Below are 17,698 nucleotides of genomic sequence, written 5' to 3'. Positions count from 1 at the left end.
CCGCAGCCCCCGTTGTCGCACGCGCGCGATAGCGTAGGGCTGTGTCTGAACCCGTGACCCCTGCAAGCCTGACCCCCGAACCCCTGACCGTGGCCGGACTCTCCGAGTCGGAACTCCTCGCCCGGATCTTCCCGCGGCTGCACGGCGGGAGCAGCCGTTCCCTGCTGCTGGGACCCGGAGACGACGCCGCGATTGTGGCCGCGCCGGACGGCCGCACCGTGGTCAGCATCGACACCCAGGTGGCGGACCAGGACTTCCGGCTGCAGTGGAACAACGGCTACCGCACGTCCGGCTACGACGTCGGCTGGAAGGCCGCCGCGCAGAACCTCAGCGACATCAACGCCATGGGCGCCCGCGCCACCTCCATGGTGGTCAGCCTGACCATGCCCCCGGAAACCCTCGTGTCCTGGGTGGAGGACTTCGCCGACGGGATGAGCGCCGGGATCCGGGGGCTGGGCGCAGAGGACTGCGCCGTGGCCGGCGGGGACCTGGGCCGCGGACGCGAACTCTCCGTCAGCGTCGCCATCCTCGGCACCCTTGACGGGCAGGCCCCGGTGCTGCGCTCCGGCGCCCGGCCGGGGGACACCCTGGCGCTCGCCGGAACCGTGGGACGCGCCGCCGCCGGCCTGGCCCTGCTGGAATCCGGCAACCCCGTCCATACCCTCAACGCCGAACAGCGCTCGCTGATGGACACCCAGTGCCGGCCCCTGCCCCCGCTCGACGCCGGCCCGCTGGCCCGGGACGCCGGCGCCACGGCCCTGATGGACATCTCCGACGGCCTGGTCCGGGACGGCGCGCGGATGGCCGCGGCCAGTCATGCCGTACTGGACCTGGACACGGCAGCGCTCAAGGAACTCGCCGCGCCGCTGCAGCCGGCCGCGGACCTGCTGGGCACGGACCCCATGGAATGGGTGCTGGGCGGCGGCGAGGACCACAGCCTGCTGGCCGCTTTCCCGCCGGGCGTTCAGCTGCCGCACGGGTTCACTGCGATAGGCTCGGTAGAGGCCTCTGCACCAACAAACAGCACAGGCGTCACCATAGCGGGCAGGCCCGCTGACACTGTGGGATGGGATCACTTTGCAGACTAAAATTGCCGCCAACGCGCAAGCGATGAAGCGGTGGTTGGGCAAGGCGGAAACAACGCTGGGGAACCACAGCGACCGCCTGAACGCCATCAACATCTTTCCCGTGGCCGACGGCGACACCGGGACCAACCTCTACCTCACCGTGCGTGCCGCCGCCCGGGCGCTCCAGGACGTCGCCACTGACACCGCCGCCCTGCCGCAGCTGACCGCCGGCACGCAGCTGCACGTGGCGGGCCTGCCGGACCCGGCGCAGAACGACGTCGGAGCGGTCCTGGCCCGGGCCGGGCAGGCCGCGATTGAGCAGGCGCGGGGCAACTCCGGCACCCTTTTCGCCGTGTTCCTGTGCGCCGCCGCCGAACCGTTGGCCGGTCACCCCCGGCTCAGCTCGCCCCTGCTCGCGGCCGCCCTCAACCGCGCCCAGATCCGGGCCTGGTCCGCGCTGAGCGACCCGGTCCCCGGCACCATGCTCTCCGTCATGGAAGCAGCCGCCCGCGCCGCCGCCGCCGTCGACGCCGAGCACGACGGCGACGACAGCAACCACACCCTGGGCCTGGCGCTGGACGCCGCGGTGGAAGCGGCACTGGCTGCCGTGGTGCACACCGAGGACCAGCTCGAGGCCCTTCACACCGCCCACGTGGTGGACGCCGGCGGCGTCGGGATGCTCCTGATCCTGGACTGCCTGCGCTCCGCCGTACTGGGCGAAGAACTCCAAGACCAGCTGCTGGACGGCCTGCACGGCTACGACGTCCAGGACCCGCACATCCACGCGGACATGCCCCGCGACGACGGGGTGGAGGTCATGTGCACCATCACGCTCTCGCCGCTGGACGCGGCCACTATGCGGCAGCGGCTCGATGAAATGGGCGAGTCCGTGATCATGAGCCAGGTGGGCGGCGACGCCGACGCCGACGGCGCCTACCGGTGGCGGGTGCACGTCCACGTGCCCGACCCTGCCCCCGCCGTCGCACTGATCCGCTCGCTCGGCGAGCCCTCCGACATCAGCGTCAGCGATCTTGCCCTTCCGCGCGATCCCGATTCTCTCCCCGGGGAAACAGTTACCGGCGCCCGGCACCGCAGCACGGACCTCGACGGACATGAACGCTGAACTTGACCTGGGCCTGGACCGCCGGATCGGCAAGCGCTCCGCGGCGGTCATTGAAAAGCACCTGGGCATCACCACCGTCGGCGGCCTGCTGAACTACTTCCCGCGCCGCTACCTGAACCGCGGCGAGCTGACCCCCATCAGCGAGGTCCCGCTGGACGAGGAAGTCACCCTGATCGCGCGGGTGGTCTCCAGCAGCACCCGGCCCATGCGCGCCCGCAAGGGTACGCTGACCGACGTCGTGATCACCGACGACGCCGGCACCCTCAAGGTCAGCTTCTTCAACGCCTTCCGTGCCAAGGCCGAGCTGCTGCCGGGCCGGCGCGCCCTGTTCTCCGGCAAGGTGACCCGCTACGGCGGCTCGCTGGGCCTGACCAACCCGCAGTACCAGCTGCTCGACGAAGACCCGGACATCCCCGGCATGGACCCGGAGAAGCTCGCGGCGATGCCCGTTCCGGTGTACCCGGCCACCGCGAAGCTGACCAGCTGGTCCATCCAGAAAGTGGTGGCCACCCTGCTGGAGACCGCCGAGCTGGACGATCTGGAGGACCCGCTGCCCGCCGAAATCGCGTCCCGGGAAAAGTTCCTGCCGGTCGCGGACGCCTACCGGCTGATCCACGTCCCGCACACCCAGCCCGACTGGCAGCGGGCCCGGGACCGGTTCCGCTACCAGGAGGCCCTGGTGCTGCAGTCGGCACTGGCCCGGCGCCGCGCCCAGCTCGCGGCCGAGGAGGCGACCGCACGCCGTCCGGTGCCCAACGCGCTTCTGACCGCGTTCGACCGGCAGCTGCCCTTCACCCTGACCGCCGGCCAGGCCGCCGTCGGGAAAACCCTCGCCGAGGAACTGGCGCTGGACTCGCCGATGAACCGGCTGCTGCAGGGCGAGGTGGGCTCCGGCAAGACGATTGTGGCCCTGCGCGCCATGCTGCAGGTGGTCGACGCCGGGGGACAGGCGGCGCTGCTGGCCCCCACCGAGGTGCTCGCCGCGCAGCACTACGACTCCATCCGCCGCACCCTGGGACCGCTCTCCCGGGACGGGCTGCTGGGCGGCCTCGGCCCGGATTCCGTGCAGGTCACGCTGCTGACCGGTTCCATGCCCACCGCCGCCCGGAAGCAGGCCATGCTGGACGCCGCCTCCGGGACCGCCGGGATCGTGATCGGCACCCACGCCCTGCTCAGCGAAAACGTCTCCTTCTACGACCTCGGCCTGATCGTGGTGGACGAACAGCACCGCTTCGGCGTCGAACAGCGCGACGCGCTGCGGGCCAAGGCCAGTAAACCGCCGCACCTGCTGGTCATGACCGCCACCCCCATCCCGCGGACCGTGGCCATGACCGTGTTCGGCGACCTGGAGACCTCCGTGCTGGACGAACTGCCGGCCGGCCGCGCCCCGATCTCCACGCACGTGGTGGGCCTCGCCGAACACCCGGCCTGGGCCACCCGGATCTGGTCCCGCTCGCGCGAGGAGATCGACGCCGGCCACCAGGTCTACGTCGTCTGCCCCAAGATCGGCACCGACGACGACGGCGACTTCAGCCCCGGGGAGGCCGAACCCACCGACGCCGACCTGGCCGAGACCGGCTCGCGGGAGCTCGCCTCGGTCACCGGCGTCGTCGAACTCCTGCGCGACGAACCGGCGCTGGCCGGTGTCCCCGTGGCGCCGCTGCACGGCCGGCAGGACCCGGTCCTCAAATCCGAGACCATGGCCGCCTTCACCGCCAACCAGACCAAATTGCTGGTCTCCACCACCGTGATCGAGGTCGGCGTGGACGTGCACAACGCCACGCTCATGGTCATTCTGGACGCAGACCGGTTCGGCATCTCCCAGCTGCACCAGCTCCGCGGCCGGGTGGGCCGCGGCGGACTGCCGGGCACCTGCCTGCTGGTCACCACCCTGGAACCCGGGCATCCCAGCCGGCGCCGGCTGGACGCGGTGGCGGCCACCACGGACGGCTTCGAGCTCTCCCAGGAGGACCTCAAGCTGCGCCGCGAAGGCGACATCCTGGGCGCCTCCCAGTCCGGCGGCCGCTCCACCCTGAAGCTGCTGCGCGTCCTGGAACACGAGGGCATCATCGCCCGGGCCCGGCAGGACGCCCAGGCGATCGTCGGCGCAGACCCGGAGCTGGCCCGCCACGCCGGCCTCGCCGCGGCGATTGACGACTACCTCAACCCCGAGAAGGAGGCGTTCCTTGAACGCGGCTAGCCCACCAAGCACAGCGAGCGGCACCACGGCGGCGGACACGGCCGGACGGGAGCGGCAGCGATGAGCCGGATCATCGCCGGCGCCGCCGGCGGCACACCCCTGGTCAGCGTGCCCGGATCCTTGACCCGGCCAACCACTGACCGGGTCAAAGAGGCCTTGTTTTCCCGGCTGGACGCCTTCGAGGTCATCGCCGACGCCCGGGTGCTGGACCTCTACGCCGGCTCCGGGTCACTCGGCGTGGAAAGCGCCAGCCGCGGCGCCCTCACCGTGGACCTGGTCGAATTCGACGGCAAGGCCAGCGAGGTCTGCCAGCGCAACGCGGACCTGGTCAACACCGTGGCCCGGCACAAGGTGGTCTCCGTGCACCGCTCCAAGGTCGAGTCGTTCCTGGACCGCACCGCCGAGGCGACCCGCTGGGACCTGGTCTTCCTCGACCCGCCCTACCCGCTAGACGAGGCGGCGCTGGCCGCCGTGCTGGCCAAGCTGCTCCCGCACCTGGCCGAGGGAGCCGTCGTCGTAGTGGAACGCTCCGCCCGCACCCCGGAGCCGGCCTGGCCGGACGGCCTGGAGCGGTTCGCGGAGAAGAAATACGGCGAGACCCGGCTCTGGTTCGCCGAGCCCGGGGTGGACGACGCGGCGGACGACGCCCCGAACTAACCCTGCGCATAAAGAAGGGACGATGGCGGAACTTCCCGCCGTCGTCCCTTCTCTATCCCCGGGAGCCGCTACTTCAGGATTGTGCCCGACACGTCCGGCGTCGAGGGCACAATGCCGTACTTGGCCATCAGCTCGCCGAGCTTGCCCAGGACGGGTTCGTTCAGCTTGCCGTCGAAGTCCTCCAGGCGCAGCTTTGAGGCCACCGCCTCGGGCATCTTCATGAACTCGGGGAGCAGGGCCCGGACCTTGTCCGGGTTGCTCTGCGCCAGTGCCAGGGTTTCCGTCATGGCCGCCTTGAAGTCGGCAACCACCTGCGGATTCTGCTGTGCATAGCTGCCGCTGGTGAAGGTCACCATGGTGGGCAGGCCCGGCAGCGCTTCCTGGTTGTTGTACGTCACCAGCTTGTTGCCTTCGCCCAGGAGCTTGGAGAGGAACGGCTCGGGAACCCAGACAGCGTCGACGTTGCCCTGGGCCAGCTGTGCTCCCATGTCCTGGAACGGCAGCTCGAGGAACTTGACCGCGTTCGGATCGCCGCCCTGCTTGGACACGACCTCCTTGATGGTCAGGTCTCCCTGCGCGTTGATGGTGTTCACCGCCACCTTCTTGCCGGCAAGGTCCTTGGCCGAGGCAATGCCGGAGTCCGCCTTGGCGACGACGCCATTGATGTCCTTGCCGGTGGCGAGGGAGTTCGAATAGCCCGAGACGATCCGCATGTCCAGGCCCTTGTTCTTGGCCAGGAGCACGGACAGCGGGTTCCCCACGGCGAAGTTCATCGTTCCGGTGGAGACGGCGGGAAGCATCGCCGCCCCGCCCTGGCCGCTCTGCAGCTCCACGTTCAGCTTGTGCTTGGCGAAGACGCCCTCATCAATGCCCAGTTTCACGGCAGCTGACGGGGCAATCGAGATCACACCGATGCTGATGTTGCGCATGCCGTCGCTTCCCGCCGCCGGGGCGGACGAGGTGGATCCGGACGGCGACCCGCTGCCGCAGCCGGTGAGCAGCAGTGCCGCGGCCACGCCGACGGCGGCAAAGGTGAGTCTCTTCATAACAGTCCACTTCCTTGGGGTGAGTTATCAGACGATCGGGGCACCTTGCCGGGCAAACAACCTGACCGCAGCCCCGAAGGTATGTACATGACAACCCATATAGTTGAGATTGTCAATGATAATTTTTTCAACTATTCACCGGGGGCCGGCGGCCGGCGGTATCGTTGAGGCTGTCAAGCGCTCTGCGGAGCCAACCGGAAGCTGCGAGGACCTGTGGCCGAATCAACCCAGCACGTCGGAAACCCCTGGGAAGGCGTCGCCATAGCGGCCGTCCCGGACCGCCTTCTCGCCGGCGACCTGGTGGACGAAATTGAATTCCTGGCGGCGCGGGCCCGGGCCCTGGGCAGCGCCCACGCGAATGCCATGCTGGCCCCGCTGGATCTGAAAGTGCGCTCCTACTCGGTCCTGGCAGTCGTCTGTGGCGGTTCGGAGCCATCCCAGCGCGAGCTCGCGGACTTCCTGCGGCTGGATCCCAGCCAGATCGTGGCCCTGGTTGACGCGCTGGAACAGCGCGGGCTGGTGTCCCGCGCTGCCGATTCCCGGGACCGCCGCTCCAAGGTCATCCGCCCGACGGCAGCCGGAATGGAGCTGTATCAGCGGGCCGCGGCTGCTGTCCGGACGGCCGAAAATCGGTCCCTGGCAGCGCTCGACGGTCCCGAACGGGATCAGCTCCGCGTCCTGCTGCGCAAGATCGCCTTCGGCTGAGGGCCTGATCAGGCCGAGAGCACGTCCAGCTCGACGCCGGAGAACACCTTTGCCGGGTGCGGGCCGCGGGCCGTCAGCGCCGCCGTCCAGGCCTCGGGCCACGGACCCTGTGTGCCGGCCAGGATGATGTTGCCGGGGTGCCGGCCCGCGAACATGCCGGTCTCGGCGAACGCGGCCACATCGGCCATCGCCCGGCGCAGCGCGGCCACCTGGCTGCGCACCAGGGTCAGGCCCGGCTCGTCGCCGACGTTGATGACCAGGACGCCGCGCGGGGTCAGCCGGGCCGCGGCCTCCTGGTAGAACTCGGTGCAGGCAAGATGCTCCGGTGCCTCCGGCCCGGAGAAGATGTCCAGGATCACGACGTCGAAGCGGAGTTCCGCCGGCAGCGCGGCCAGCGATTCGCGGGCGTCGCCGATGACCGTGTGCAGCTGGGTCCCCTCCGGCATCGGCAGCTGCTGCAGCACGAAGTCCAGCAGTTCCCGTTCCAGCTCCACCGCGTACTGCACCGAGCCGGGCCGGGTGGCCTGGATGTAGCGCGCGAGGGTCAGCGCGCCGGCGCCCAGGTGCAGGGCGGTGATGGGTTCGCCCCATGGCGCCGCGAGGTCCACCACGTGGCCGATCCGGCGCAGGTACTCGTAGAAGATGTCATCCGGCTCGGCCAGGTTGACGTGGGATTGTTCGGCCCCGCCGATGCTCAGCACGAACCCGCCCTCGGTGAACGCGTCGGGCTCGATCACGGCGTGCTGGCCGGTGGTCCGCAGGAAGCGGGTGGCCGCCGGGGCGCCGCCCGTGCTCACAGCACGTACCGGAGGGTGGCGAGCCGCTCGGCGGCTTCCTCCAGGACGTGGGTGCGCTTGCAGAATGCGAAGCGGAGCAGGCTGCGGGTCCGCTCGGCGCCCTCCGGGTGGCAGAACACCGGGACCGGGATGGCGGCGACGCCCACCAGTGCCGGCAGCCGGCGGGCCAGGTCCACCGCGTCGGAAATGCCCAGCGGGGCGGTGTCCACGTTCACGAAGTAGGTGCCCTCCGGGGTGTAGACCTCCAGCCCCGCCGCACGCAGCCCTTCGCTGAGGATGTCGCGTTTGAGCCGCAGCGTGTCCGCGATACCGGCGTAGAACTCGTCCGGCAGGCCCAGCCCCACCGCAATGGCGCTCTGGAACGGGGTTCCGGAACTGTAGCTGAGGAACTGCTTGACCGTCCGGGCCGCGGCCACGAGGTGTTGGGGGCCGCTGAGCCAGCCGACCTTCCACCCGGTGAAGGAAAAGGTCTTTCCGGCGGACGAAATGGTCAGCGTGCGCCCGGCCGCTCCGGGCAGCGTCGCGATCGGCAGGTGCCGGGCGCCGAAGGTGAGGTGTTCGTAGACCTCGTCGGTGATGATCACGGCGTCGTGCGCGGTGGCGAGCTCGACGACGCGTTCCAGGACCTCGCGCGGGAACACCGCACCGGTGGGGTTGTGCGGGTTGTTCACCAGCACCACCTTGGTGCGGTCGCTGAACGCCGCTGCCAGCGCGTCGAGGTCGGGCATGAAGTCCGGAGCCAGCAGCGGTGCGGTGACGTGCCGCGCGCCGGAAAGTCCGATGATGGCGCCGTAAGAGTCGTAGAACGGCTCGAAGGTGAGGACCTCGTCCCCGGGACCCACCAGGGCCAGCAGGGCGGCTGCGATGGCCTCGGTGGCGCCGGTGGTGACGATGATTTCGGTCTGTGGATCCGGGGTCAGCCCGTAAAACCGCTCCTGGTGCAGGGAAATGGCCTCCCGCAGCTCCAGGATGCCCTTGCCGGGGGCGTACTGGTTGGCGCCGGCGGCGATGGCGGCCTGGGCGGCGTCCTTGATCTCCGCCGGGCCGTCCTCATCCGGGAAGCCCTGGCCGAGGTTGATGGCGCCGGTGCTGAGCGCCAGCGTGGTCATCTCCTCGAAGATGGTGACGCCCAGGTCCCCGCCGGGGGAGAGCAGGTTGGCCCCGAGGGCCGCCCGCTGCCACGGGGCAAGCGGCTTCCCGCTCACCGGGTCTCCGCCTTGTCGGATTCTTCTGCTGCGGCTCCGCCGCGGCCGGTGAACTTGTCCATGGTGGTGTAGATGCCGAAGATCTTCCCGCCCACGAAGTCCCAGGCCCGGACCGGCAGCAGCCCGCGCAGCACCTTGCCCAGCTGCGCCGTCGCCGGGGCAATCAGCTGCGGCTGGCCGGCTGCCGTGGCGCGCCAGGCGCGGTTGACGGCGTCGTCCGGCGTCATCAGGGGAGTGAAGAGCGGGCCCCGGGCGCCTGCGAACATGCCCGTGGAGATGTAGCTGGGGCAGAACGTGGTGACCTTGAGGTGGCCGTAGCCCTGCTGTTCGAGTTCCAGCCGCAGCGAGTCGCTCCAGCCGATGACCGCCCACTTCGAGGCGGCGTAGACGCTCATCCGCGGGTTGGAGACGGTGCCGGCGGCGGAGGCGATGTTCAGGATCCGGCGCGGCCGCCCGCCGTCGGCCATCATGGCCGGCAGGAAGGCGTGCGTGACGTACATCGGGGCGAGGGCGTTGATGTCCATGGTCAGCGCGATGTCCCGCGCCGGTTCGTGGTCCCAGAACAGGGCGCCGCGCACGATTCCGGCGTTGTTGACCAGCAGGGTGAGCGGGCCCTCGGACGCCGCCTCCTGCGCGGCCTCCGCGATCGCCTCCCGGCTGGCCAGGTCCACTTCGCGGACGACGGCGCGCGCCCCGAGTGCGGTGACCTCGGCGGCCGTCCCGGCCAGGCCGTCGGCGTCGACGTCCCAGAGGATCACGACGGCGGCTCCCTCGCGCGCCGCGCGCAGCGCATACAGCCGGCCCATGCCCATGGCGGCGCCGGTGATAAGGACGGTGCCGCCGGAGACGGTGAACGGCGCGGGCGCTGACTCGGCAGTAGAACTGTTAGATGCTGACATTCCGCCATGCTATCCCGGCGCGCAAGGCCGATGGGGTAGGTTCGGAGCATGAGACGCGCCGTATGCCCTGGCTCCTTTGACCCTATTCACAACGGCCACCTGGAAGTCATTGCCCGGGCGGCCGGGCTCTTCGACGAGGTCATCGTGGCGGTGTCCACCAACTACGCCAAGAAGTACCGCTTCGGGCTCGAGGAACGCCTGGACATGGCCCGGGAAACCCTGGCGTCGCTGCGCGGCATTGTGGTGGAACCCGTGGGCGAAGGCCTGCTCGCCGAGTACTGCCGGCAGCGCGGAGCCAACGCGATCGTGAAGGGCCTGCGCTCCTCCTCGGACTTCGACTACGAGCTGCCGATGGCCACCATGAACCGGCAGCTGACCGGCGTCGAAACGGTGTTCATTCCCGCCGAAGGCCACTACCTGCACCTGTCCTCCACCCTGATCAAGGAAGTCTTCACGCTCGGCGGCGACGTCTCGGACTTTGTGCCGAAGTCCGTGCTGAAACGGCTGGGTTCCGGCGAGCCGGTCCAGGATCCGCCCCGCAGAGGGTAGGATTGATCGGTACTCGGCGGCCTGCTGCCGGTTGCGCGGCCCCTGCCGGGCCGGTGCGCGGTGCTGAACCGTGCGCTGCCGTCCGGTTTGAGTCCGTCCGGAAGTTCAGGCTAAGATGGTACGTCGGTCATATGTTCAACAGGAGTTCTCATTAAACGAGATGCTAGTTCGCCCCTGGCGTTCGACGTCAAGGACCTCGGACGCAGTCCGGGAAGCATGCGGACACTGACGGAACATGTACCCGCGCCAAGTGACCTTGGTGTGGCGCTCATTGGTGTGCAGGAAGGCTCGGATGTTGAGCTGGATCTGCGCCTGGAGGCCGTACACGAAGGAATTCTGGTATCAGGTACCGCGAACGTCGAAGTAACTGGCGAATGCGGTCGATGCCTGGATCCCCTTGCGTATGACCTTGAGGTCAATGTGCAAGAACTTTTCTTCTACGGGGATGCTGAATTCCCGGATGAAGAAGACGAACAAGAGCAACGTCGAGTCGAGCACGATCTAATCGATCTTGAGCCGGTGTTGCGGGACGCAGTTGTCACTATGCTGCCGTTCCAGCCGGTGTGCCGGGAAGACTGCCAGGGCCTTTGCTCCGAATGCGGAGTTCGCCTGGAAGACGAGCCGGGGCACCACCACGAGGTCGTAGATCCTCGCTGGGCTGCCCTAGCTGATCTGGCTAAGCCTGACCGGCAAAACTGATTTGTAAGTGTTGGACTAGAGAGAAATGAGTTAGCCGTGGCTGTCCCGAAGCGGAAAATGTCTCGCTCGAATACCCGCGCCCGCCGCTCCCAGTGGAAGGCAACCGCCCCCCACCTGGTGAAGACCGTGGAAAACGGACAGGTTGTTTACAGCCTGCCGCACCAGGCAAAGGTCGTTACCGACTCGGCTGGCACCGCGCTGTTCCTTGAGTACAAGGGCCGCAAGGTCGCAGACGTCTAATCCGCCAACAGGCTGACCAAGATGTCTTCAACTGAAGAGCTTCTGAAGCGTCTCGGTGTCACTATTGACGCCGGGACGCTTCGTCTTGCTCTGACACACCGTTCCTACGCCTACGAAAACGGCGGCATCCCCACCAACGAGCGGCTCGAGTTCCTGGGCGACTCCATCCTGGGCTTCTCCGTCACCGACGCGCTCTACCGCGACAACCCCGAGCTGCCCGAAGGGGACCTGGCCAAGCGCCGCTCCGCCGTCGTCAGCACCCGGGCGCTGGCCGGCATCGGCCGCAGCATCGGGCTGGGGGAGTACATCTACCTCGGCCAGGGCGAAAAGCTCACCGAGGGCAAGAACAAGGCCTCCATCCTGGCGGACACCATGGAAGCGCTGATCGGCGCGACCTACCTGTCCAACGACCTGGAGACCGCGCGCCGGCTCGTCATGCGCCTGGTCGGACCGCTGCTCCAGGATGCTGCCGCGCTCGGTGCCGGCACCGACTGGAAGACCAGCATCCAGGAGCTCGCCGCCAGCCGCCAGCTCGGCACGATCAACTACGCCGTGGAGGGCTCCGGCCCGGACCACGCGCGGACGTTCGAAGCCGTGCTGCGGATCGGCGGCAACGACTACGGCACCGGCTCGGGCAACTCCAAGAAGGAAGCCGAGCAGGAAGCGGCCGCCGACGCCTGGCGCCGGCTCTCCGCGCCCGCCCCGGCCGCTTCCGGTGACGCTGAGGCACCGGCGGCCGCACCCGCCGCCACTGCCGACGCCGCTGAGGCGCCGGCGGCGGCCGCGCGGCTCAAGACCCAGACCGGCAGCTAGGCGCTTCCTTGCCCGAACTGCCCGAGGTGGAAGTCGTCCGGCGCGGCCTGGTGAACTGGGTGCGCGGCCGGACGATCACCGCCGTGGACGTGCTGGATCGGCGGTCCATCCGCCGGCACGCGCTCGGTGCCGAGGACTTCGCCGGCAACCTCGAAGGCGCCCGGGTCCTCGACGTCGTGCGCCGCGGCAAATTCCTGTGGCTCCCGCTGGCAGACACGCCCGCCGGACCGGGCAGCGCTGCGCCGGCCCCCGCCGTCGCGCTGATGGCGCACCTGGGCATGTCCGGCCAGCTCCTGATGCAGGACGCCGCCGTGGCGGACGAGAAGCACCTGAAGATCCGGCTGCGGCTGAGCCCGGCGGCGGGCATGCCCGAACAGCTGCGGTTCGTGGACCAGCGGATCTTCGGCGGGCTGTTCCTTACCGCGCTGGTCCCCACCCTGGACGGCCATGCCGGCGGCCTCGCGGAAACGCCGCTGCCGCTGATCGCCGAAGAAGCAGCGCACATTGCCCGGGACCCGCTGGACCCGCATTTTTCCTTTGACCTGTTTTACCAGCGGCTCAGGGCGCGGAAAACCGGCCTCAAGCGGGCGCTGCTGGACCAGGCCCTGGTCTCCGGGATCGGGAACATCTATGCCGACGAGGCGCTCTGGCTGGCCAAGCTCCACTACGCCCGGCCCACGGACACGCTCCGCCGGTCCGAGGCGCAGCGGGTGCTCGACGCCGCCCGGCAGGTCATGACGGATGCCCTCGCCGCCGGGGGAACCAGCTTCGATTCCCTCTACGTCAACGTCAACGGCGCGTCCGGCTACTTCGAGCGGTCCCTCAACGCCTATGGCCGCGTGGGCCAGGAGTGCCGGCGTTGCGCCGCGGCGGGCATCGTGAGCGTGATGAAGCGCGAACAGTTCATGAACCGTTCCTCCTACACGTGCCCGGTCTGCCAGCCGCGGCCCCGGAACGGACGCTGGTAACCCGTCGACTGCTCCATAACTGCCGTTTTCAGGTCCGAAAAGGGCGGTTGCGGAGCAATCGACGCGGGTGGGCCGTAGTGCGTGGCCAGCCGTGCCAGGCCCTCGTCCAGCGACACCGCGGGGGTCCAGTCGAGGAGTTCGCGGGTCTCGCGCTGGTCGAACCAGTGCGCGGTGGAAAGCTGCTCGGCGAGGAACCGGGTCATGGGCGGCTCGTCCGCGCGGCCGGCCCTGGACCAGAGCCCCTCCACCACCGCTCCTGCCGCCCGCGCTAGCCTGCCCGGGACACTCCACGACGGTGCGGGGACGCCGCCGGAGGCGCAGATACCCGCCAGCAGCTCGCCGACCGGGCGCGGTTCACCGTTGCTGACCACCAGCGCCCGGCCGTGGATGTGCTCCATGCGGTGCAGCGCGGCGACGATCGCGGACGCGGCGTTGTCCACGTAGGTGGTGTCGATCAGGGCCGCCCCGGCGTCGAGCAGCGGCAGGCGGCGCCGGCCGGCACGGTCCAGCACCCGTTCCACCAGTTGCGTGTCGCCCGGGCCCCAGACGATGTGCGGGCGAATCGCCGCCACCCGGAAGTCCGGCGAATCCTCGGCCAGCGCCAGCACTTCGGCCGCGGCCTTGGTACGGGAGTAGTCCCCGTGCGCGCGGACCGGATCCGCCGGCTCGGCGCCCAGGCCGGCGATCGCGGCCCCGGAGTTGGCCACGGACGGGGAGGAGACGAACACCAGGTCGCGCACGCCGGCCCCGCGGGCGGCCGCCAGCAACCGGCGGGTGCCCTCGACGTTGACCTCGTCGAAGTCCGCGGCGCGGCCGGTGAAGGAGACCTTCGCGGCCAGGTGGATGACGCCCTCGGCGCCGGCCACGGCGCTGCGGACGGCGCCGTCGTCCGTGACGGACCCGGCGACGTCGGCGGCGCCGTCGACGCCGGACGGCCGGCGCTGGAAGGTGGTGACGCTGTGGCCCTGCCGGACCAGCAGCCGGGCGACTTCGCCGCCGAGCAGGCCGCTGGCGCCGGTGACGAGGACCCTCACGGCGTGCCCGGCCGGCCGCCGGCCAGCACCGATGACGCCCACCGCGCCAGGCGGGTCCGGTCGATCTTGGCGTTGTGCCGGATGTCGGTCGGCTGGGAAGGGACGGCGAGCACCGCGGAGATGTTGACGCCGGCCTGGCATGCCGCATCCCGGACGCGTCCGGCGAGCTGCGGCGCCGCAGGGCCCGCCCGGCGCACCGGGGGGACGGTTTCGACGACGGCGACGACCGCCTGCGTCCCGGCCGGGCCGACCCCAACGACGGCGGCCAGTCCGACGTCGTCCAGGCGTTCGATGGCCTGCTCGGCGCCCACGGGCGTCACCGCCGCGCCCGGCGCCGTCACGACGTGTACGAGGCGTCCCTCCACCCAGAGCCGGCCGGCGGCGTCGAAGTGCCCGACGTCGCCGGTGCGGTGCCAGCCGGGGGTCCGGACGCTCTCGCGCTGGGTCAGCCAGAGCCTGTCGTAGGCATCCTTCACGTGCGGGGCGCTGACCAGGATCTCACCGGTCACTCCCGCGTCCGTGACAGGCTCGTTCCCCGGGGCCGTGCCGTCTGCGGCGAGCGGGATGACGGCCGTGCGGGCGCCGTGCACGGGCCGGCCCACGCAGACGCCGTTGCCGGCCCCCGCCACGGTGCCGGCGGCCGCGTCGGCCTCGGCGGCACGGATCTGTTCGAGGCTGATGTCAGTCACCGGCAGCGCCTCCGTCATCCCGTACGGAGTATGCAGCGAGGCCGCCGGCAGTAACCGCTGCACATCAGCGAGGAGGGGCTCGGGGACCGGCGCCCCCGCGGACAGCAGCAGTTCCACGCGGCCCAGGGCCTCATTCCCGGCGCGGCCCAGACCGGCCCGGGTCGCGACGACGTTGCGCAGCGCCGCGGGGGAGGCGAAGACCACCGTGGCGTCGATTGCTGCGGCGGCGTCCGCCAGCGCGCGGGCCGTCAGGCTGCGGGGTACGGTGACGTCCATGGCGGGCGTCACCGAGACCGCGCCGAGCGCCGGACCCAGCAGGGCGAACGGCGCGAAGCCGGCCACCAGGCGTGCGCCCGGACGGATGCCCAGCGTCGCGGCGACGGTGTCCCGCATCGCGGCCAGTTGCCGGTGCGTGTACAGCACGCCCTTGGCGGGGCCGGTGGAGCCGGAGGTGAAGAGCACCGCGGCGGGGGCATCCGGCGCCGGAACCGGGGCAGCGGCAGCCGGGCCGGTGCCTGCCGGGTCCAGGGCGGCACCGCGGCGGGCCAGGGCGGCGAGGGACGTTTCAACGCCGAGGAGGTGGCGTTGTGCGGCCGGGAGATCCCGCACGCTGATGCGCCGCCCCGACCAGCCGAGGGCCGCGGCTGCCGCCAGCGCCTTGTCGATGCCGATCAGGAAATCCGGGGTGGCGCCCTTCACCGCGCGGCTCAGGCCGCGGGTGCCCAGGCCGGCGTCGGCCACGACCACCACCGCACCCAGCCGCAGGCAGGCGTAGAGCACGACGGTGAGGTCCGCGCCCGGCGGCACCATCAGGCTCACCCGGCTGCCGTTCGCCACACCGGCCTCCTGCAGGCCCGCCGCGAGGGCGGCGACGTCCTGTTCCAGCTGCTGCCAGCTGAGCGTGCGGGCCACGTTGCCGTCAGCGGCCATCTCCGCGACGGCGGTGTCCCCGCCGGCTGGTCCGGCGGCGAGTTCGGTCAGGGGCGCCCACAGCGGCGGAACCCCGGCGCCGGGCGCGAGCGGCTGTACGCCTGGTCCGTTGTCCCGGCCCTGCCCGGCAAGCCAGTCGAAGACGGGGGCGGCGATGTCCCGGTCTTCCGCGACCAGGTGGCCGGCACCCTCGAAGCGGTGCACTTTGGCCGCCGGCAGCCGGCTGATGAGGTCCTTGAGGTACCGGTCGGAAAAGATCGGGTCCCGCGGTCCCCAGAGCATCAGCGCCGGAACCGTGAGCCCGCGCAGCCCTTCGGCGACGCGGGTGAGCGCCGGGAAGCTGGGGTGGGACGGGTCGGCGGGAATGTCGGCGACGAAGTTCCCCACGCCGGCGCGGCGGGCGGCGCCGCGGTAGGGGGCCATAAAGGCCCGGCGGACGTCCGCGGCCAGCGGCGGGCGGGCCAGGGCGTGGGTCACCCGCAGGAACGCATCCGACGTCGTGGTTCCCCAGCCGTGCACCGCGGGGTGCAGGGCGAGCCGCAGCGCCGGCGGGATGGGGGAGCCGGCGGGCTGGTGGACGGCGGTGTTGGTGAGCACCACGCCGGCGAGCTGCTGCGGGTGGGCCAGGGCCCAGCCGAGGCTGATCACGCCGCCCCAGTCATGGCCGACGGTGACCACCGGGCCCTCCAGCCCCAGCGCCTTGGTGAGGTCGCCCAAGTCGTTGATCCGGTCCGCTAGGCGCCGGAAGGTGCCGGTGCGCTCGGAGAAGCCCATGTCCAGCTGGTCCACGGCCACCACGCGCCACGGATGGTCGGGGCTGGATCCGGCGGCCAGCAGGCTCCGCCACAGGTAGGACCAGGTGGGGTTGCCGTGCACGCACAGCAGCGTGCCCGCGGGCGTCAGCCCCCGGCGGGCGAGCTGGGCCCCGTTGTCGAGCAGGTGCCAGCGGCGCACGGTGCCGGGCGCGTCCGCGGCGGAGGTGGACCCGACGTCGACCTCGCGCGGCCACTCGGGATCGACGCCCGGCCAGCCGGCGGCTACCAAACGATTTCCATCATGGCGGTGTTCAGGCCGGAACCGACGCCCATGCACAGCACGCGGTCCCCGGCTTCGAGGGTCTGCGCCTCGGCGGCCAGGGTCATGGGCAGGGACGCCGGGCCCACATTGCCCCAGTGCGGGAACGTGATCGGCACCTTGTCCGGATCCAGGTCAATCGCGTCGATGATGGCCCGGGTGTAGGCATTACTGACCTGGTGCGTGACGTAGCGGTCCATCGAGGCCCAGTCCCACTCCGGCTGCGCCTCCTGCCAGGCGTCCACCACAAGCTGCAGGCCGCCGTCGAGCAGGCCCTTGGTGTCGGTGGCCATGCCGTCGACGCCGCCCACGCACAGCTCGTGGTGCTCGGTGCCGGCACGCATCACGCCCCCCAGGATCCGGTGCGCCCCCGGGTGCTGGTCCGCCGGGCCCAGGACGGCTGCTGCGGCTCCGGAGCCGAGGGTCAGCGTGGCGAACTCGCGGTTGAAGTCCTCACGGGTGGTCTCCGGCCGCTGCAGCCGGGCCAGGGTGGCCTCCTGCGTAGCCTGCGCGTCCTCGCCGTTGACGATCATGGCGTACCGGATCTGGCCGGAGTCGATCATGTTGGCGGCCAGGGTCATGCCGTTGACGAAGCCGAGGCAGGCGTTGGCCAGGTCAAAGTTCATGGCCGAGGACGGCAGGTCCAGCCCGTGGTGGATCTTCACCGCGACCGACGGCTCGAGGTTGCGCCGCGTGACGGAGGTGTTAATCAGCAGGCCGACGTCGGACGCTTCGATGCCGGACTCGGCCAGCGCCTTTGCGCCCGCCTCGATGGCGGCGTCGTCGAACGAGGTCCCGGGCGCCCACCAGCGGCGGTGCGTGATACCGGCCACCCGTTCGAGCAGTTTCGGCGGAACCCTCAGCCGCCGCAGGGTCGATGCCAGCCGGCGGTCGAACTCCGTGGAACTGACCACGGTCGGAGCTTCGACGCTGCTCACCGACAGCAAGGCGGTGTTGCGGTGCCTGAATGTTGCGTTCCCTACCAAGATCAAGCCCCTGTTCG

Annotated in this window: 17 protein-coding genes; 10 read left to right on the top strand and 7 right to left on the bottom strand. The window is 70.6% G+C overall.

Features of this window, described 5'->3' with window-relative positions; translation table 11 throughout:
* Positions 1 to 41 precede the first annotated feature (41 nt).
* From AC1MBE_RS02945 to rsmD, 4 genes are read left to right on the top strand one after another with little or no spacing between them, the layout of a single operon-like run.
* A complete protein-coding gene (locus tag AC1MBE_RS02945; protein ID WP_479780770.1) occupies positions 42 to 1,088 on the top strand; it encodes a thiamine-phosphate kinase in 1,047 nt (348 codons plus the stop codon).
* Positions 1,089 to 1,110: 22 nt separating this feature from the next.
* A complete protein-coding gene (locus AC1MBE_RS02940; RefSeq protein ID WP_479782440.1) occupies positions 1,111 to 2,190 on the top strand; it encodes a DAK2 domain-containing protein in 1,080 nt (359 codons plus the stop codon).
* The gene (locus AC1MBE_RS02935; RefSeq protein ID WP_479780768.1) at positions 2,180 to 4,390 is read left to right on the top strand and encodes an ATP-dependent DNA helicase RecG; all 2,211 of its coding nucleotides are present in this window, start codon (positions 2,180 to 2,182) and stop codon (positions 4,388 to 4,390) included. The genes AC1MBE_RS02940 and AC1MBE_RS02935 overlap by 11 nt, the downstream gene beginning before the upstream one ends.
* 60 nt (positions 4,391 to 4,450) lie before the next feature.
* Positions 4,451 to 5,047, top strand: a complete 597-nt coding sequence (rsmD, locus tag AC1MBE_RS02930) for a 16S rRNA (guanine(966)-N(2))-methyltransferase RsmD (protein ID WP_479780766.1) — start codon at positions 4,451 to 4,453, stop codon at positions 5,045 to 5,047.
* Between the two features lie 68 nt (positions 5,048 to 5,115).
* Here the strand turns inward: rsmD and AC1MBE_RS02925 are convergent, their stop codons facing one another.
* Entirely contained in the window at positions 5,116 to 6,093 is a 978-nt protein-coding gene (locus AC1MBE_RS02925) for an ABC transporter substrate-binding protein (RefSeq protein ID WP_479780764.1), read from the bottom strand.
* Positions 6,094 to 6,306: 213 nt separating this feature from the next.
* Here AC1MBE_RS02925 and AC1MBE_RS02920 point away from each other — a divergent pair, with 213 nt between their 5' ends.
* Positions 6,307 to 6,798, top strand: a complete 492-nt coding sequence (locus AC1MBE_RS02920) for a MarR family winged helix-turn-helix transcriptional regulator (protein ID WP_479780762.1) — start codon at positions 6,307 to 6,309, stop codon at positions 6,796 to 6,798.
* Positions 6,799 to 6,806: 8 nt separating this feature from the next.
* Here AC1MBE_RS02920 and AC1MBE_RS02915 read toward each other — a convergent pair whose 3' ends face one another.
* Genes AC1MBE_RS02915 through AC1MBE_RS02905 form a run of 3 tightly spaced genes read right to left on the bottom strand, consistent with a single transcriptional unit; the run spans position 6,807 to position 9,699 of the window.
* On the bottom strand, positions 6,807 to 7,595 hold the full coding sequence (locus AC1MBE_RS02915) for a spermidine synthase (protein WP_479780760.1): 789 nt from the start codon (positions 7,593 to 7,595) through the stop codon (positions 6,807 to 6,809).
* Complete coding sequence (locus AC1MBE_RS02910; RefSeq protein WP_479780758.1) at positions 7,592 to 8,800, bottom strand: aminotransferase class I/II-fold pyridoxal phosphate-dependent enzyme; 1,209 nt, start codon at positions 8,798 to 8,800, stop codon at positions 7,592 to 7,594. The genes AC1MBE_RS02915 and AC1MBE_RS02910 overlap by 4 nt, the downstream gene beginning before the upstream one ends.
* Positions 8,797 to 9,699 (bottom strand): SDR family NAD(P)-dependent oxidoreductase, encoded by a 903-nt coding sequence (locus AC1MBE_RS02905; RefSeq protein ID WP_479780756.1) that lies wholly within the window; start codon positions 9,697 to 9,699, stop codon positions 8,797 to 8,799. The genes AC1MBE_RS02910 and AC1MBE_RS02905 overlap by 4 nt, the downstream gene beginning before the upstream one ends.
* Positions 9,700 to 9,747: 48 nt before the next feature.
* Here AC1MBE_RS02905 and coaD point away from each other — a divergent pair, with 48 nt between their 5' ends.
* From coaD to mutM, 5 genes are all read left to right on the top strand, one after another.
* The gene (coaD, locus tag AC1MBE_RS02900) at positions 9,748 to 10,248 is read left to right on the top strand and encodes a pantetheine-phosphate adenylyltransferase (RefSeq protein WP_479780754.1); all 501 of its coding nucleotides are present in this window, start codon (positions 9,748 to 9,750) and stop codon (positions 10,246 to 10,248) included.
* 174 nt (positions 10,249 to 10,422) lie between these two features.
* Positions 10,423 to 10,947, top strand: a complete 525-nt coding sequence (locus AC1MBE_RS02895; RefSeq protein WP_146337283.1) for a YceD family protein — start codon at positions 10,423 to 10,425, stop codon at positions 10,945 to 10,947.
* A 36-nt stretch (positions 10,948 to 10,983) separates the two neighbouring features.
* Positions 10,984 to 11,187, top strand: a complete 204-nt coding sequence (gene rpmF, locus AC1MBE_RS02890) for a 50S ribosomal protein L32 (protein WP_056738282.1) — start codon at positions 10,984 to 10,986, stop codon at positions 11,185 to 11,187.
* A gap of 21 nt (positions 11,188 to 11,208) precedes the next feature.
* Positions 11,209 to 12,000 (top strand): ribonuclease III, encoded by a 792-nt coding sequence (rnc, locus tag AC1MBE_RS02885; protein ID WP_479780752.1) that lies wholly within the window; start codon positions 11,209 to 11,211, stop codon positions 11,998 to 12,000.
* Positions 12,001 to 12,008: 8 nt separating this feature from the next.
* A complete protein-coding gene (mutM, locus tag AC1MBE_RS02880) occupies positions 12,009 to 12,968 on the top strand; it encodes a bifunctional DNA-formamidopyrimidine glycosylase/DNA-(apurinic or apyrimidinic site) lyase (protein WP_479780750.1) in 960 nt (319 codons plus the stop codon).
* Here mutM and AC1MBE_RS02875 read toward each other — a convergent pair.
* From AC1MBE_RS02875 to AC1MBE_RS02865, 3 genes are read right to left on the bottom strand one after another with little or no spacing between them, the layout of a single operon-like run.
* Positions 12,920 to 14,002, bottom strand: a complete 1,083-nt coding sequence (locus tag AC1MBE_RS02875) for an NAD-dependent epimerase/dehydratase family protein (protein WP_479780748.1) — start codon at positions 14,000 to 14,002, stop codon at positions 12,920 to 12,922. The two genes, mutM and AC1MBE_RS02875, sit on opposite strands and share 49 nt — an antisense overlap.
* A complete protein-coding gene (locus AC1MBE_RS02870; RefSeq protein WP_479780746.1) occupies positions 13,999 to 16,665 on the bottom strand; it encodes an alpha/beta fold hydrolase in 2,667 nt (888 codons plus the stop codon). Before AC1MBE_RS02870 ends, AC1MBE_RS02875 begins: the two co-directional genes overlap by 4 nt.
* Positions 16,659 to 17,681: a 3-oxoacyl-ACP synthase III gene (locus tag AC1MBE_RS02865; RefSeq protein ID WP_479780744.1), complete on the bottom strand. Its 1,023-nt coding sequence runs from the start codon at positions 17,679 to 17,681 to the stop codon at positions 16,659 to 16,661. The genes AC1MBE_RS02870 and AC1MBE_RS02865 overlap by 7 nt, the downstream gene beginning before the upstream one ends.
* Positions 17,682 to 17,698 lie beyond the last annotated feature (17 nt).

The organism is Arthrobacter sp. BG5 (genome assembly GCF_056680155.1).
The sequence above is the reverse complement of the archived record's forward strand: the minus strand, read 5'-3'. Positions and strand labels throughout refer to the sequence as shown.